At 62.7% G+C, this 17,130-nt stretch carries 10 protein-coding genes; 7 read left to right on the top strand and 3 right to left on the bottom strand.

Annotated elements, in window-relative coordinates; translation table 11 throughout:
* Positions 1–95 precede the first annotated feature (95 nt).
* The gene (locus F0184_RS06945; protein WP_150495435.1) at positions 96–959 is read left to right on the top strand and encodes a hypothetical protein; all 864 of its coding nucleotides are present in this window, start codon (positions 96–98) and stop codon (positions 957–959) included.
* Here F0184_RS06945 and F0184_RS06940 read toward each other — a convergent pair.
* Positions 956–2,398 (bottom strand): tannase/feruloyl esterase family alpha/beta hydrolase, encoded by a 1,443-nt coding sequence (locus tag F0184_RS06940; protein WP_150495434.1) that lies wholly within the window; start codon positions 2,396–2,398, stop codon positions 956–958. The two genes, F0184_RS06945 and F0184_RS06940, sit on opposite strands and share 4 nt — an antisense overlap.
* A 157-nt stretch (positions 2,399–2,555) precedes the next feature.
* On the opposite strand from F0184_RS06940, the gene F0184_RS06935 reads away from it, so the two are divergent.
* Together F0184_RS06935 and F0184_RS21025 are read left to right on the top strand one after the other, a co-directional pair.
* Entirely contained in the window at positions 2,556–3,428 is an 873-nt protein-coding gene (locus F0184_RS06935) for a transporter substrate-binding domain-containing protein (RefSeq protein WP_150495433.1), read from the top strand.
* 369 nt (positions 3,429–3,797) lie between these two features.
* Positions 3,798–10,868 (top strand): autotransporter outer membrane beta-barrel domain-containing protein, encoded by a 7,071-nt coding sequence (locus F0184_RS21025; protein WP_150495432.1) that lies wholly within the window; start codon positions 3,798–3,800, stop codon positions 10,866–10,868.
* A 288-nt stretch (positions 10,869–11,156) separates the two neighbouring features.
* Here the strand turns inward: F0184_RS21025 and F0184_RS06925 are convergent, their stop codons facing one another.
* The gene (locus F0184_RS06925; protein WP_150495431.1) at positions 11,157–12,284 is read right to left on the bottom strand and encodes a linear amide C-N hydrolase; all 1,128 of its coding nucleotides are present in this window, start codon (positions 12,282–12,284) and stop codon (positions 11,157–11,159) included.
* A gap of 106 nt (positions 12,285–12,390) precedes the next feature.
* Positions 12,391–13,266: a LysR family transcriptional regulator gene (locus F0184_RS06920; protein WP_150495430.1), complete on the bottom strand. Its 876-nt coding sequence runs from the start codon at positions 13,264–13,266 to the stop codon at positions 12,391–12,393.
* 115 nt (positions 13,267–13,381) lie between these two features.
* On the opposite strand from F0184_RS06920, the gene F0184_RS06915 reads away from it, so the two are divergent.
* The 4 genes from F0184_RS06915 to F0184_RS06900 are packed head-to-tail and all read left to right on the top strand — an operon-like array spanning position 13,382 to position 17,125.
* The gene (locus tag F0184_RS06915; protein WP_150495429.1) at positions 13,382–14,260 is read left to right on the top strand and encodes a putative hydro-lyase; all 879 of its coding nucleotides are present in this window, start codon (positions 13,382–13,384) and stop codon (positions 14,258–14,260) included.
* Positions 14,257–15,303 (top strand): TRAP transporter substrate-binding protein, encoded by a 1,047-nt coding sequence (locus tag F0184_RS06910; RefSeq protein WP_150495428.1) that lies wholly within the window; start codon positions 14,257–14,259, stop codon positions 15,301–15,303. The genes F0184_RS06915 and F0184_RS06910 overlap by 4 nt, the downstream gene beginning before the upstream one ends.
* Positions 15,304–15,314: 11 nt before the next feature.
* The gene (locus tag F0184_RS06905) at positions 15,315–15,848 is read left to right on the top strand and encodes a TRAP transporter small permease subunit (RefSeq protein ID WP_208998355.1); all 534 of its coding nucleotides are present in this window, start codon (positions 15,315–15,317) and stop codon (positions 15,846–15,848) included.
* Positions 15,845–17,125 carry a TRAP transporter large permease gene (locus F0184_RS06900; RefSeq protein ID WP_150495427.1) on the top strand — a complete coding sequence of 427 codons (1,281 nt, stop codon included), beginning with the start codon at positions 15,845–15,847 and terminating at the stop codon, positions 17,123–17,125. The genes F0184_RS06905 and F0184_RS06900 overlap by 4 nt, the downstream gene beginning before the upstream one ends.
* Positions 17,126–17,130: the final 5 nt, after the last annotated feature.

The following is a 17,130-nucleotide window of genomic DNA, read 5'->3' as shown; positions in this document are numbered from 1 at the left end:
TCATAACTGCGAGACTCCGTTTCAGCGAGCAAATCCCTCGATGATAGCGTTACGGCATGACATCAATGGCACGCAGCCGCGTGCGGGAACCGGCCATGCCCTCCGACACCCCTTTGAAATCAAGGCGATCCGACGCCATTCACGACATGCTGGCCGCCTGGGGTCGCGAGATTGGCGAAGCGCGCGCTCTGTATGGACTGAGTGAAGCGGCCTTTGCCAGCTGCCTCTTCGTGCCGCCCGAGACAATCCTCCGGCTCGAACGCGGCGACCCGGCCGTCAGCCTCGGACTGTTTGTCAATGCGCTATGGGCCCTTGGACTGCACGAGCAATTGGAGGGAGACTATGTCAGCCTGATGGAGATTTTCCCGCAAGCTGAAGAAGGCGCGGATGCCTTTGGCGCGCGTCCGGAGGGGGTGGATCTGGATCTTGGACAGGACCCCGGCAGCGGGGTCAAGGCCCTCCAGCAGGCGGTCGCCCGGGCGCTCGAACAGGAAAACGCAGCAGGTCAGGCACGTCCGTTCCCTGTCTCCAACGCAAAGGCCGGCCGGGTGCGAAATCTCGGCGATTTGCTTGCCGGCGCGAGGTCGGTTGGCGCAGTCCTGGTCCGGGCGCCCGTCGAAGGCGCGTCGTGGCTCCGCGGGCGGCTCGACACCGCCTTCAGGCGTTTCCGTCGGGAATACAGGGTCCGCCACAGGGCTTTGCGCCGCATGCGGGCTCACAGACTGAAGTGGCTCAAAGCCTGCGGGGTGGATTTCCGCTACCGGGCCGCCTGGGTGGTCGACATGATCCGGCGTGGGGGGCGGCGGTCCGTGCACCGCCAAGGTCCGCCGTCCCAAACGCCGCGCGTTCCGACCCGGCGCGAGTTGCGCCGGCAGATCGTCAGTCAGGCTGTTGCAAGAGCGCGCCGGCTGAACAGCGGGAACACGAATATTCCAGCGCCCGGCCGGCGCCGGGCTTAGTTCGCGTCCTCCACGAAGATCGACGACGGCCGCTCGCCGGTTTCCATCCAGTTTTCCAGGGGGGTCAGCGGATCCAGGTTGGCCTGGGACACACCGCCGGGGCTCGGCAGGATGCCGCAGTGATCCATGCCCGGAATCATGAACAAGGCCACGTTTTCCTCGAGGTTTTCCCGTCCCCCGGCGATTTCGGCGGCTTCCTCGAACCAGGCGACAGTCTTGAACGGCGTCACGATGGCATCGGCCCAGCCGTGCCAGACGATCATCTTGCCGCCCGCTTCGCGGAATTTCGAAATGTCGGGATCGTCGGAGTTGTAAACGCGCGCCATTGGCTCCATCGCGGCCGGATGGGTGTCGAAGTCGAAGTCCCGGGGGCTCCAGCCCGCGCCCGGATCTTCGGCGAAGGCCATGTGCGCGCCGAACCCGGTGGTAAAGGCGTTTACGAGCCTGCCGCCGCCCTGTTCGTTGCCGGTGAGCCAAAGCCACCAGTACGGCTCGGATCCGGCCGGAACACCCCCGGGGTAGAGTTGCTCGCCATCAGAATCGACGGGTCCCTGCCACCATTTGGCAAGGACGCCGAGTTCCGCTTCGCTCAGGCAATCGGGACCCGTTTGCGCCGTGCATTGCAGTGCGGACAGGTCCGGGGCGCAAAGGCGGGGATCGCTGATTTGACCATCCTCGGCCCCGTCGAGGCCATCGCACCCGGCCATGACCGCGGCGCCGATCAGCTTTTCTTTCCCCGGTTTCAGGATGGCGTCTCCATTGGAATCCGTATTGGCCTGCATCAGCCAGCTCATCTTGGTTCCCACGAGCCCCGTGTAGTCCAGAGCCGGAGCGCCGGAGATAATGCCGTCGAACATTTCCGGATACCGCAAGGCCGCCATATGGGCCATCCGGCCGCCGGTCGAGCAGCCCTGAAAGACCGATGTCCCGGCCGCATTTCCATAAAATGCCTCGATGAGCCGCCCCGCCACGCGATTGGTCTCACCGATGGACCGCCAGCCCCAATCGCGTTCTGCCTGCGGGTTTTCGTGGGCCCAGGTGGCATCGACCACCGAAAGCCCGTGGTGGCCGCTGTCCGATGTGGCGGTGGCGTAGCCTTTCATCAGGCCGGGGCGCATGGCGTTGATCCAGCCTGCGCTGGCATCGGCCCGCCCGAGAATGCCGCAAAACCCGCCGCATCCGGCTTGGTAGTACTTCCCATTCCAGCCGTCCAGCGGCAGGCGCACCTCGATGGTGATCGCTGGCAGGGCGACCGCCCGGATCTGGCAAAATGCCGGCAGATCGCCGGCGGCGGGTACAACGTTGGCGGATGTCACGAAGCCACCTTCCAGCGGCAGATTGGCAAGGGCCGTGCACCCCTCTGCCGTCTGGGCCGCAGATGGCAGCACGGCCCATCCGAGAATGCCGGCAGCAAATACCGGACTGATAAAAATACGCATCAAAGGTCCTCCCAAACCATGAAAACGCCACGGCACCGTGGCGTGCGGGATCATTCTCGTCCGAATGCGGGGAAGGTCTCAAGGGCGGTCTGCGGCAGACCGCCCACATTGTGGATGATCCTATCAAAGCGCCAGAACACAGTTCCAGAAGGGCAACATGGCCGCAGGCACGGGAAGACCCATGGTTGCGGCGGCCGTATCGGTTCGCTATCGTCACTCGCTGAGCGAGATGGGGAAGTCGTTGCGGCAGTATATGAATTTACGGCATGAATCCGCGAGAGCTGCGCGGGCGGTATCGCTCGTCCTGGCGCTGGTTGTCCTTCTGGCCGCCTCTACTGCGGGCCGGGCGCAGGAGCGCGCGCTTCTCGTCACCGGGTTTCAAGCTCCCCCGTTTCTGTATCTAAACGAAGCGGATGAACCGTCGGGGTTGCTGGTCGATCTTCTCCAAAAGGCGTCCGGCGATGCCGATGTTCCGGTCCGTTTTCTCGTGACCAGCTGGCCGCGGGCGCAGCATGAGGCGCGGCTCGGCAGGGCCGATCTCATCTTCCCTGTCGTTTTCACTGAGAACCGGAGCACCTGGCTGGACTACCCCGAAAAGCCGATCACCCGCTTTGAAATGATGATTTTCGCGCGCGAGGACGCCCCGTTCCAGTTTTCCGGATCGGCAGAAGACCTTCACGGTCTAACGATCGGAAAGATCGAGCGTGGCCGCATGCACCCGAATTTCAAGGCTCTGGAAGACAGTGGCCAAGCGCGGATTGAAGGACGGGAAGATATCGGGGAGTTGTTGAAGGGTACCGCGCTCGGACGCCTTGATGCTTTCATTGCCCCGCATCTCATGACGCTGTACGTGGCCCAGCAACTGTCGATCGACAGTGTCAAACCGTTCTCAACTCCGATGGGCGTTTCGGACGTCTACCTCGCCTTTGCGAAAAACAGCCCAAACCGGGATCTTTGGAATCAGCTCCAGCGTCATTTGCCGAATCTGGACGACGCCCGGCGCGGGTATCTCGCCTCGCTCGGCCTTTGAGCTCATCTGAATTGGTGGCCCGGCGGACATGATGGAAGTTGATAGGTCTGGAAATTCAGAACTCTGGTCTGTGATTTGAAGTGGTTTTGATCTTAAGTGCATGACTGTTCGTGTTTGACAGGTCTTTAAAAGAGTTCGACTCTACGTAATATGATATGAATTTGTTAATAGTATTTTTGCGAATGAGTAAAAGATTTTGCTTGTCCGGTTTAGAGGTAGATATCTGTTTCCAGTCCTTTTTAAGGGGCTGAATACAGTCGCTTAACCCTCGGGTGTCATATTCAATTTAGATGAAGAGTGCTCTCGTTGTATGCACTGTACGACTCATTGTTTCCCGCCATTTAAAATTGACAAGCTCCGGAATACACCATGCCGCTTTTCTCCCGGTCCTCTCCGTCCTCCGCCATGCCTCTCATCGCGCTGCTGTTGTCATCGACAGCCCTCGCGCCGGCCAATGCGAGTTGCTCGACAAGCGCGGACGGGCTGACACTGACGTGCTCTGGCGATGTGCAACCGATCTCCGTCAATGGCGGCACGTTTAATGTGGTCGTTCAGAACCTGACGTCGGACATGGTCCGCAGCGGCGACCAGCCGGTGCTTATTCAGGTTGAGTCGCGCGTTGTGACAGTCGGCCCCTACGATGATGGTTTCAGGGCGGTGGAAAGGGACGACGATGGCAAGACTGAGACATGGGGCAAAGGCGGAAACGGAGATGCCGGTTCCAGTCAGGTGACGACCTTGTCGCTGGGCGATGGCTTCGGCTTGACCAGCGGTGCCGGTGGCATTGCCCAGAAGTCGTTCGGCGCCAGGGGGCATAACGGGAAGGACAACTCGGGCGCCGGAGCGCACACCCACCGCGGCGGTTACGGCGGTGATGGCGGACGCGGCGGAAATATAACCCTCAATGCGTCTGGAACGGTCAAGAACGGCAAGGGTGCGGGCATTTCGGCGGGCACTCTTGCCGTGTTGGATCTTCAATCGTTTGGCGGCGGCGGCGGCTTTGGCGGAGAAGGCCATAGCGAAGGCGGTTTCAATGATGGCTATGGCGGGTTTGGCGGGGTTGGAGGCGCTGGTGGGTACGTCTCGGTCACGCTCTCCGGCGACACCCATCTGACGGCCAATACAAACGACGCTTCATCCGCCGTGGCTGGCGTCTATCTGGTCAGCGCCGGCGGAGTTGGCGGAGTGGGCGGGGAAGGTGATGGCAGGGGCGCTACGGGTGGCTATGGCGGCGACGGCGGCAGCGGGGGATCGGGCGGCAAGGTTTCGCTGTCCGCAACCTCGACCAGCAACAATATCAGCACGGCGGGCGTTCATGGGCTCGCGTTGATTTCCCGTGCGGGCGCGGGGGGAGACGGTGGCAGGGGTGTTGGCGGCGGCGCACATCCCGGAAGTGGTGGAACAGGCGGAAACGGTGGCACCGTGACCGCTGAATTCGCAGGAAAGGTGACCACCACAGGTGAGGAAATCCACGCGATCGTTTTGCAGTCCGCCGGTGGCGCCAACGGGGATGAGGGCACCGAAGGCCGCGGCGTCAGCCATCCGGGCCATCCGGGCGACCCCGGCATGGGAGGAGAGGTCAATGGCACCTTCACGGCGCTCTCCGCGACGACCAACGAAGACGGGGCGATCGGGATCCTTGCCCACAGTGTGGGCGGCTTTGCGCCGGACGCTCCGGCCAGCAGCGGTTTTTCCAGTTTCGGAGCCACCGGCGGCAGCGGCGGCGCGGCCGGGGACGTCGGCCTGCTCGTTCGCGGCGGCAGCCAGGTAACCACAAAAGGAGACTATGCCATCGCCGTCACGGCCCACAGTGTGGGCGGCGGAGGCGGCGCGGGCGGCTCATCGTCCGGCGTGACAGCGCTTGGCGGGGTTGGCGGCGCCGGGGGGTATGGCGGCGATGTGAATGTCACCCTGGAGAAGTCCGGACTTGAAACCCAGGGGCTTGCCTCGATCGGGCTCGCGGCCCTGAGCGTCGGCGGCAGCGGCGGAGTGGGCGGCAGTGCCAAGGGAATCGTTTCGCATGGCGGGAGCGCCGGGTCGGGCGGCCTTGGCGGAACGGTGAGCGTTTCGTTCGATGGAGCCACGATCAGCACCCAAAAGGATAGCGCGCTCGGCGTGATCGCGGCCAGCATCGGCGGCGGCGGCGGCGTTTCTCAAAGCCCGTCTGGTATCATCGCCCACGGCGGGTCAGGTGGCGATGGCGGCGATGGTGGCAACGTGAACTACACGTCAGGCACCGGCGGGCTTTCCGTTTCCACCAAAGGTGCCAATGCGGATGGCGTTTCACTCGTTTCCGTGGGCGGCGGCGGCGGCCAGGGCGGAAGCACTTTTGCCCTCACCCTGTTTGCCACCCACGCGATGGGCGGGAGCGGGGGCAATGGGGGCAGAGGGGGCGACATTACCCTTTCCGGTTCCGCCGAGGACACCATCACGACAACCGGTAACACGGCAGCTGGCTATGCTGTGGTGAGCGTCGGTGGCGGCGGCGGCCGTAGCGGGAGTTCGACGACCATCAACCTAATCGGTGCGGGGCCAAGCAATTCTTCCAATTCCGGCATAAACTTCGGGCTGGGATCGTCCGGCGGCGGCGGCACTGGTAATCATGGCGGCGCAATCTCCGGCAATCTGGCAGGCAAGGTGACCACATCCGGTCATGCCTCTCCGGGAGTACTGCTGGTCAGCACAGGCCAAGGCGGGGGGGCGGCCGGAAACTATTCCAAAACGACGATTGGGGTCAGTTTCTCGCATACTCTCGGCGCTTCCGGCGGCGCGGGCGGTAATGGCGGCGATATCAACGTGTCACTGGCCAACGATATTACCACGGCGGGGCATGACGCGGGTGCGATTGTTGCCGTTTCGGTCGGCGGCGGCGGTGGCCACAGCAGCAATATAGTCAATACGACGGTCGGCGTTGATCTGGCGTTCACGACCCGGCAGGGCGCCTCCGGCGGGAATGCCGGGAATGGCGGGAATGTCACGCTGAACTCGAACGGGGCTCTGACGACCGGTGGACATCTGGCCGGCGGTATTCTGGCTGTCAGCGCTGCCAAAGGTGGCGGCAAGTCGGGCAATTCAGTGATCGCGGGTGTCGATGTCGTCACGCTTTCCGACATGACGGCTGGCACAGGCGGCGCAGGCGGCACGGCGGGGGCCGTGACCGTGACCCATGGCGGGACCATCACCACGGGCGGCGGCCTGGCCTACGGCATTGTGGCCGCGTCGGTTGGCAGTGGGGGCGGCGCGTCCGGAACCTCCGTGAACGGCAACGTTTCAGCTCTCAATCTGGGCGGGGACACGGGCGGCCAGGGCGGCACCGGCGGCATCGGTGGGATCATCAATGTCACCACCAATTCCGGATCGGGCATCACGACCACGGGCGACATGGCGACAGGCCTTCTTGCGCTCAGTGTTGGCGGCAAGGGCGGCGCTGGCGGGTCTGTCTACTATGGCGCGGTGTCTGTTGTTGGAGGGGTCGCAAATATCGGCGGTGGTGGTGCCGACGGGGGCACCGGCAGCGAGGTAATTGTTACGAACTCTGGGACAATCACCACCTCTGGAAACAAGGCGGCTGCAATCCTGGCACAAAGCCGTGGCGGCAGCGGTGGTGTGGGCGGGATGGTCGCGGGCGGAACCGCAGGCATTTCGCCGGACCCGGAGGTGCCGTCGATCAATCTGAACGTCTCGATTGGCGGATCCGGCGGAGCGGGCGGCACTGCGGACACTGTCACCATAACCAACAACGGCGTCATCAAGACAAGCGGATATCAAGCCTCCGGTGCCGTTGGGATGTCGCATGGCGGAAGCGGTGGCTCCGGCGGGACCGTTTGGGCAGGAAGCGTCAATGCCGGTGCCGGAAAAAGCGGTTCTTTTACGCTGACCGTTGGTGGGAGCGGCGGCTCCGGCGGTAAAGGCGGCGCGGTTGTTCTGACCAACAATGCAGGGATTACCACAACCGGGCACTTTTCCTCCGCCATTTACGCCCAGTCTGTGGGCGGCGATGGAGGGCAGGGCGGTTCAAGCCACGGCATCATCTTGAAGGGAGGCAATCCCGGTGGGCTGAGTGCCAGCGTTACGGTTGGCGGCGGCGGCGGGGACGGCGCGGTCGGCGGTGAGGTCACGGTGACCAACTCCAGCGTCCTGGCGACAACCGGCGGCAACGCGCATGGCGTCTTCGCCCAGTCAATCGGAGGCAACGGCGGGGACGGCGGTGCGGGAATTGGCTTTCTCGGCAACTATACGCCCAAGGTTGAGAGCGACTTTATTCAGGTGAACCTGGACACCCAGGTCGGCGGCGGCGCGGGAAAAGGGATGGATGCCGGAGCCGTCAACGTAACCAATTCGGGAAACATTTCGACCACACAGGACACGTCCTACGGAGTGTTCGCTCAATCGGTCGGCGGTGGCGGCGGACAAGGGGGCAATGCCGGTGCCTATACCTTTGGTTATTCCAATCTGCCGGAAGAAGGTGAGCGGCCGGAGAACAAGGGATACAGCCTCAATGTGGCCTTGGGCGGCAGTGGCGGCGGCGCGGGCGACGGAAAGGATGTGACCGTCACCAACGACACCGGCACGACGGTCAGCACTCAGGGGATCGCCTCTTATGCCCTGTTCGCGCAATCCATCGGCGGAGGTGGTGGAACCGGCGGCAACGGTGAACCCGGACTGGAAGGATGGCTCGCAGATGTCTACGATTGGGCCGAAAAATTCAAAAGTGCCAAAGAGGCCTGGGAGCAGCTCAATGAGGTGATGAAAGGCGAGTTCAAGGACATCTTCCGCGAGAGCTTTGCGGTCAGCGTCGGTGGGACCGGCGGAGCCAGCGGGAAAGGCGGAACCGTCCTGGTAACCAACGACGGTTTCCTGACAACGTCTGGCAATGATGCAACCGCCATCTTTGCCCAGTCGGTCGGCGGCGGCGGCGGCGTCGGCGGCGACGGGGCACAAGGTCTGATGAACGAGTTCGGGATTGGCGGCTCGGGTGGCGGCAGCGGGGATGGCGGCGCGGTCACTGTCAAAAGCGGAACCATCACCACGACCGGCGACCGGGCTCTGGGCGTGTTCGCCCAGTCGATCGGCGGCGGTGGGGGTGTCAGCGGCGAAGCTGAAATGTCGATCATTGACCGGATCGGCGACACGGCCGAAGACATGATCGTTGGCGCATTCTCCGATGATCGGGATGCATCCGATGGCGATGGCGGGGCTGTCAAGGTCACGGTCCAGAGCGGGGCGTCCATCACCACCAGCGGTGAGACGGCGCATGGGATCTTTGCCCAGTCCGGCGGCGGCGGCGGCGGAGCCGCCAGCAAATACAAATACGACAAGGATGCAGCAAATTTCGTCGTTGACGAGGCCAAGGCCGGGTCGGGCGGCGGGGCCGGTGACGGTGGCCGGATCGAGATCAATATCGATGGCCGCGTCTCGGTTTCCGGCAAGAATGCCAACGCCATCTTCGCTCAAAGCGTTGCCGGTGCCGATGACAGTCTGTCTGACGGGGTTAAGGTGACGGTTAACGGGACCGTTGAAGCGAAGGGCGAGAATGGCCGCGCAATTCACCTGCAGGTCGGAGAGAGCAAAGACAGCGACTCAAGCTCTGGCGGCGTTTCGCATGTCATCGTCAACAAGGGCGGCATCGTTCAGAAACTGACCCATGAAGATGGCTTTGAAGCGATCGCGTTTGTTGGGGGCCGGTCTACCTACAACAGTGACGGGACGGTTGCGCACTCCAACCTGCTGACCAATGACGGCTATATTTTCAGTCCGACAAACGCAATCACCACTGACGGAAAGAGCGCTCTACGGGTAGAAAACACCGGGACGATCTACGGCCAGTTCAACCTCAAAGGTGATGCGCAAACCCGTATCACGAACGCGCAGGGCGGCCTCATAAACATCGGCGGTTCCAATCTCGGGACATCAAGCAAGAGCACGTTCATCAACAGCGGAACGCTGAAGCCGGGCTGGGCGAACGACACCCGTACCATCACAATCACGTCCGGTGGCTCGTTCGTGCAAACCAGCACGGGCAAGCTGAAATTTGATGTCGACCTGTCCTCGTCCGCGCCAAAGAATGGCCAGTTGGTGCTCAACACCGGATCCGCGACCCTTTCCGGCAGTTTCCTGCAGAACTTCATCCACAACCCCGATCTCGCGACCGGGGACAAGGGCACCTTTACCGACATCGTCACCTATTCCGGGTCCGGCAGCTTCTCACGAGACGGCCTGTCGGCGCCAAGCGGAACGGCGCTCGCCTATACGCTCAACTGGGGCAGCCAGAACAACTTGTCGGTCGACTACGAGGTCGATTATTCCGGTGTCAAATCCGGTGCCAATCTTGGCCGGAATGCGCAGCGCTTCGGGATCTTCTTCGATGGAGCCATGCAGGCCGTGCGCGAAGCGCGGCTCGAGGTCAACCGCCACAATGCTCTGTCCAATCTCGGCCGCCGGATTCTCAACGCTGGCAGCAATGACGAACTGAAATCGATCTATCGCGAGCACATGGCCGATGAAGCGGCCGTGGGCGCCCAAAAGGCACTGTCCGCAGGCCAGGCGATCCAGAGCCTGTTGCGCAGCTGCCCGGAACTGGACCCCAACGATCCGAAAGGGTTCTACCGGCAGCGCGAATGCGTCTGGGGCAAGGCCATCGGCGGGATCGTGGACCAGGAGACCACGGATTCCATGCCGGGCTTCGAGGAACGGGTGGCCGGGTTCGCGGTCGGCGCGCAAAGGGCCATCGGCGAAGGACTGTTTGTCGAGACCGTCGGCCAATATGAAGAGGTCTGGGTCGAGGGATCGAACTTCAAGCAGGAGGGCCACCAGATCAGCGCGGGCGTCGCCTTGAAGAAGGAGATCGGCAATCTCGAGCTGTCGGGCAGCGTCTCCGGCGGGATGTACATGTACGATCATCAGCGCACTTACTCGGCGGGGACCGGCTGGCACAACGCGAGCGGCGACATCGACGGGCAGTTTGTGTCCGGCGAGTTGCGCGCGGCGGCGATTTTCGAGGAGAACGGCACTTACGCCAAGCCGAGCGCTTCGATTGCCGTGACCCGTATCTGGCAGGACGATTTCTCCGAAACGGGCGATGGCGCCCTGAATTGGGACGTCGGTGCTGTGACCCACACGGCTGTCTATGTTCGTCCGATGCTGGAGATTGGCCGGGCGTTCGATCTGTCGGGTTCGGCCGCGGTCGGCTTTGTCCGGGCCGGCCTGGTGCATCAGCTCACCGATCCGGATATGGCATTCACGACGGAGCTCACGGGTGGCCGCGGCGATCTGGACGGTCTCAATCTCACACTCGCCTCGGAACGCACGAAACTGGAATTCGAGGCGGGCCTGAACGCGGATCTGAGCGACCGTTTGTCCCTTGAATTGCTGGGCCAGAGCGCGTTTTCCGACAGCAGCCAGGCCTTGGCCGGACAGGTGCGCTTCCGCTTGCAGTTCTGACCCTTCGCGGCTCTTCTGCCATCATGGCTTGAACAGAAAAGGCCGGGCCAAATTGGCCCGGCCTCAGTTTGCGGACAAACCCAGTTTTCGTCATCCCGGATGCAGCATAGCGGAAATCCGGGATCGGATTTGAAAGAGATTATGCAACTAAAACAAAGTCTTGAGGCTCTCCGGCCCCGGCTCGCACTCCGTTTGGCCGGGATGACCCCATAGACAGCGCTGATTTTTCATTTAGCTGAGGCCGGGCCAGATTGGCCCGGCCTTTCTAAGGGTCAACCGATTGGCCGGTTACTGCTGCAGGCTGCTCAGCGGCACGAAGGCGGGGCGTTCAGGCAGGGTGTAGCTGACGATTTCCGTGGCGCCGTCTTGAAAATCGCCGAAGCTGATGGAGTTGAACGCCATCGCATCGTGGGATCGGACATAATAGGCACCGTTCTTCATGTCCGCCATGACGGACCATTGGGTGTAGTCGTCCGCGCTGTCCTCGCCGCCTTGCTGAGCCGCGCCGGGCTGGATCCAGCCGACCGGGATATCGAAATTGTTGAGCACGTGCGCGGTGGCCCGCAGGGCGTCCTCCGCGGTGTCGCCGGTCTTGACGCTGGCTACGAAACTGGCCGCCCGGATGAAGCGGGACGGGGGTGTCGGGTCGCCGGGAAGACCAAGCCACCCCGACCCCTGGCCGAAGGAGTTGACGGTTTTTTCAAGCGCTTGGGCGCTGTCCTTGTTGACCGGCGACAGGTTCACGAAGTTGCGCAGATTGGTCAAGTGCCACTCGAACCCGGGGGAATTGGTCATGATCTGGGTGGGGTTGTCGAACACCTTCAATCCGCCGTCCACCGGTTCGATGACGATGGAGTTCCCATCCTTGTCGTGCAGCGTGTAGTGAAAAGGCGGAACGGCCCCCAAGGCCTCGAGTTTGACGCCAACAACCACGACCTCGCCCGCCTCGACGGCTTTTTTCACCTGATCCACGGTCTCGAAGTTGGCAAGTGCCCAATAGAGGAAGTCGCCCGGTGCCATTTCCCTGTCGGCGGTCTCAGCGGAGCTTTCCGCGTAATCCGCAAAACCGGGGAAATAAAGAATTCCGCCGGCCATCCCGGCTTCGTTCATCCCGTCGGAGACAAGCGTCGGGTCGTCGAACGCGTTCATGGCGATCACGTTGTGCTTGGCCGTCCAGCTCATGGGGGCGTCAGCCCCGGTCTGAGCGGCGTAGGTGTAGCCCTTCGGGATCAGCGAGACGCCGGACCGGGTTTCGATGCCGAATTCCATCGTCCGTCCGTAGACCGGCGATCCGTCGCCGGCGGTCAGGACGAAGCTTGTGCAGGCTTGGGCGCTCAGCGGAGTGAAAACCATGCTGGCGGCAACGCAGGTTGTGGCCAGAAATGATTTGAGTGAGGAACGGCGGAGGAATGCCATGGGGTGTCTCCTGAATGTCTTGGCTGTATCGCCACGCGGGGCACACTTAACGGTTGGATATCACCAAAAATTTAAGCCAGGAGACATGCTCGATCTATCCTGGTGATTATTTGGCCGCCGAGGCGGCGCTCTCGGAGATCTGTTGCGCGATCCGGGCCGCGCGCGCGATCAGCTGGTTTCGCGGGTCCCCGATATAGGCGGCGGTGAACCTGAGCGGGCTCGGTTGCCAGCCCGGATCAAAAGTGGCGATCCGCTTTTCACGCACCAGCCGCCGTCCCAGCACGCGGGGCAGGATACCGACGCCGATCCCCGAGGCGACCATCTCGAAACCGGTGGACAGCGAGTTGGTCGGAAAGATCTGCGCGGTGCTTCCGTGACGGTCGCGCAGTTCCTGGGTCAACTCCCGGTGCGGCCGGGAATTGCGGTTGTAGGTAATCACCGGGACGGCGCTCAGATCCGGTTCGCCCATGCCTACGGGCTTGTACCAGGCCAGCTCGAATGGCGGCAATTCCACATTGTCCACGCTGTATTCGGAAATCGGCCCCATCAGGATGGTCAGATCGAGTGACCGGTCGAGCAGCAGTTCGCGCAGATTGAGCGAGATGTCGACGGAGACCTCGATGGTAATCCGCGGAAACACCGCGTGAAGTTCCTTCAGGAAGTCGGGCAGCCAGGTTTGCGCCACGGTTTCCGCCACACCCAGCCGCAGCAGGTTCGTGTGGCTGTCATCCGACATCACATCGGCTTTGATCCGCTCCGTGATGGACATGATCTGTTCTGCATGCTGACGCAGCAGCACACCGTGCCGGGTCAGCACGACTCCCGTGGGTGTCCGGGAAAAAAGCTCGGTTCCCAGATAGGTTTCCAGACCCGATATGCGTGAGGAAACAGCGGGTTGCGAAATATTAAGCTGCTCGGCGGCGCGCCGGACGCCGCCCATCCGGGCAACCGCGAGAAAGGTGCGGAGCTGCTCAAATGTCATGCAGAATTCCCCCAGAGCGATAGAAAAAATGGATCACTTTGGACAAGAAATCACGATTTGACTTGATCGTGCAACCGCCTCAGCATTTGTGCCGAGATGGTGCGGAGGATACGGAGTGGACGGTTTCCAGGCAGAGCAATACGGCGGGGTTTCCTTCGGCCAGTTGGTGGCAGCCGACGTGCAAACCGTGCGCGCCGCGATACGTGCCGGTCGGTACACCGGCCACACCGCCGGACTCGCCAAAGGCCGGCTTCAGTGCAATCTCGCTATTCTACCGCTGGACGTGGCCGATGCCTTTCATGCCTATTGCCGTGAAAATCCGAAACCATGTCCGCTGGCCGGCGTCTCGGAACCGGGAAGTCCGGTGATCGGCAGGATTGGCGTGGATGTCGACATCCGCACCGATGCATCGCGTTACAACATCTATCGCGGCGGCGTGCTGGATGGCCAGGTTTCGGATCTCACCGACATCTGGCAGGACGACTTCGTCGCCTTCGCCATCGGCTGCTCCTTCACCTTTGAGGACGCGCTTTTGCGCGCTGGCATCGGGATGAGGCATATCGCACAGGATGTGACGGTTCCCATGTTCCGCTCTACGATCGAAACCGTGCCCAGCGGCCCTTTTGGCGGCGGGATGGTCGTGTCCATGCGGCCGATCCCGCAAGACAGGCTGGACGAGGCCAAGGCCATTTCGGGCCGCTATCCTCTCGCGCATGGCGCGCCGGTTCACGTTGGCGATCCCCGGACCATCGGCATTTCCGATGTGATGCGGCCCGATTGGGGCCAGCCGGTCGAGATCCGCGATGGCGAGGTTCCCGCTTTCTGGGCCTGCGGGGTCACGCCGCAGGTCGCGATCATGGCGGCGAAACTGCCGCTGGCCATCACCCACGCACCGGGCGCCATGCTGATCTGCGACGTCGACGACCGGACACCGGCTCTTTATCCGGAACAACAAGAAACGCAAGCAACCCACCCAGAGGACACAAACCCATGACATATCTTGGAAGACTGACCACATGTTCGCTGCTCGCGCTGAGCGTCGGCGGCCCGGCTCTCGCGGAAGAACTGGCCGTTGTCGGCAGCTGGAGCGGCTTGCCGCTGCACAAGCAATACGAAGCCCCGTTCTGGTCGGAAAAGCTGCCCGAGCTGTCCGGCGGCGGGCTGACGGCGGCACTGACCACCCATGACCAGATGGGCATTGGCGGGGGCGATGTGTACCGCATGCTCAGCCAGGGGGTGTTCGATGTCGGCATGACGGTGGCCGATTATGCCGTGGCGGACAGCGCCGCGCTCGAAGCGCTTGACGTACCGCTGATCGCCACCGATGCGGCCACCGCGAAAAAGGCCGTGGAGGCGGCCCGTCCGATGGTCGACGATATTTACCGCGATGTGTTCAACGCCAAGGTGCTTGGCATTGCGCCCTATCCGCCGCAGGTCGTCTTCTGCAACACCGAGATCGGTTCGCTGGACGACCTCCAGGGCAAGAAGGTCCGGGCGTCCGGCCGCATGACGGCCAAGTTTCTGGAAGCGCTGGGCGCGGAGGGTGTGAACATCGGCTTTGGCGAAGTGCCCGGAGCTCTGCAACGCGGTGTGGTCGATTGCGCCATCACGGGTGCGGGGTCGGGATACAATGCCGGCTGGTGGGAAGTGTCGACGCATCTGCTGCCCCTGCCGCTCGGCGGCTGGGACCCGGTCGTGACCGCGATCAATCTCGACAAGTGGAACACGCTTTCCGAGGATCAGCAGTCGGTGCTGGAAACCGGAGTTCGCGATCACTTTGAAGCCCCGGCATGGGAAACGGCCCAAACGGCGCTTGAGAACGATATCAAGTGCCTGACCGGCTCGGGCGAGTGCCCCTATGGCGATGCCCGCGGCATGATCCTTGTGGAGGCGAGCGCGGCGGATGCGGAAAAAGCCAAGGCCGTTCTGATTTCGGAGGTTCTTCCGGATTGGGCCGCGCGCGCGGGCGGCGATTGGGCCGAGCGCTGGAGCGCGTCGGTTGGTAAGGTGACCGGCGTCAGCATTCCGGCGAACTAAGGATCCTTGTCGTGACCCTCCCCATATCCGCTCTTCGAACGCTCAACGACCGCATTGCGATCCTTGTGGGCATCGGCCTTTTGGGCTGCGTTCTGCTGACCCTCATTGAAATCGTTGCCCGTCAGCTGGGTGGATCGCTCGGGGGGGTCGATGAGATCTCTGGGTATGCCATGGCCGTGACCACCAGTTGGGGGGTCAGTTATGCCTTGACGGAGCAGGCGCATGTGCGCATCGACCTGCTCCGTCAGCGCCTTGTTCCCCTGGGCCGGGCGGTGTTCGACATCATTTCGCTGGGGTGTCTGTCCGGCACCGCGATCATGATCGCCTGGCGCGGCTGGGACGTGGTCGCCAAGACCCTGTCTACCGGCGCGCGGGCCAACACCCCGCTGGAGACACCGCTCTGGATTCCGCAGATGCTGTGGTGGAGCGGGTGGCTGTGGTTCGCTGTCTCCGCCCTGATCCTTCTCGTTGCGGCCGGAGTGAAACTGATCTCGGCGGACTACGAGGCCGTCGACACCATTGCCGGCGCGAAGGGCGAAGCATGATTGCGTTCACATCCGCAGGCCTGCTCGGCCTACTCAGCCTGTCCATTCCGGTCGGCATCGTCCTCTTCCTGCTCGCCTTCGGCATCGATCAGTTCTTCAGCCCGTTCCCGCTGATGCGCGGGCTGGGCCAGATCGTCTGGTCCTCCTCCAACAGCGCCACGTTGATCGCGATCCCGCTCTTCGTCCTTCTCGGCGAGATCCTGGTGCGCAGCGGCGTCGCCGCCCGCACCTATGGCGCCCTTGAAAAATGGGTCGCCTGGCTTCCCGGTGGCCTGATCCACGCCAACATTGCAACGGCGACGATGTTCTCGGCCACCTCCGGGTCTTCGGTCGCGACGGCGGCGACCGTGGCGACGGTGGCCATGCCCCAGGCCGACAGGCTCGGCTACAATCAGAAGCTCTTCTCGGGCGCGATCGCGGCGGGCGGCACGCTGGGCATCATGATCCCGCCGTCGATCAATCTGATCGTCTACGGTTTCCTGACGGAAAGCTCGATCCCGCAGCTTTTCCTGGCCGGTTTGATCCCGGGGCTGATGCTGGCGGCCCTGTTCATGGTCGTCACGGCGATCCTGTGTGTGGTCAAGCCGGGTCTTGGCGGGCCGAGCCGCCCCAGTTCCTGGAGCGACAAGGTGCGCGCGCTCGCCGATCTCGGTCCGATCCTGGGTCTGTTCGGGGCAATTGTCGGCTCGATCTACGCCGGCTGGGCCACGCCCACGGAAGCGGCTGCCGTTGGCGTCGGCCTGGCGCTGCTGATCGCGGCGCACCAGAAAGCCCTGTCGCGCGCGATGATGGCGGATGCCCTGCGCGGCGCGATCAAGACCTCGGCCATGATCATGCTGGTCGTTGTCGGTGCTTATGTGTTGAATTTCGCCCTGACGGCGGCGGGCGTGAGCCGGGCGCTTCAGGACATGCTGACAGGCCTGGGTCTCAGCCCCTTTGAAATGCTGCTGGTCATCATCTTGATGTACATCGTGCTCGGCTTTTTCATCGAAACCCTGTCCTTGATGGTCGCGACCATCCCGATCGTCGTGCCGATCATTGTCGGGCTTGGCTATGACAAGATCTGGTTCGGTATCCTGATGATCATTCTGGTGGAAATGGCGCTGATCACCCCGCCGGTCGGGCTCAATCTCTATGTCGTGCAGGCCGCACGCAAGAACGGCCGGTTCGGCGACGTCATGCTTGGGATCATTCCCTACGCGCTGACGATGCTCGCCATGGTCGGCCTCCTGATCCTTGCGCCGCAGCTTGCGCTGTATCTTCCTTCGACGCTTTAACGGAT

Origin of the sequence: Roseibium aquae (assembly GCF_008711285.1) — a bacterium.
GTDB lineage: Bacteria > Pseudomonadota > Alphaproteobacteria > Rhizobiales > Stappiaceae > Roseibium > Roseibium aquae.
The sequence above is the reverse complement of the archived record's forward strand: the minus strand, read 5'-3'. Positions and strand labels throughout refer to the sequence as shown.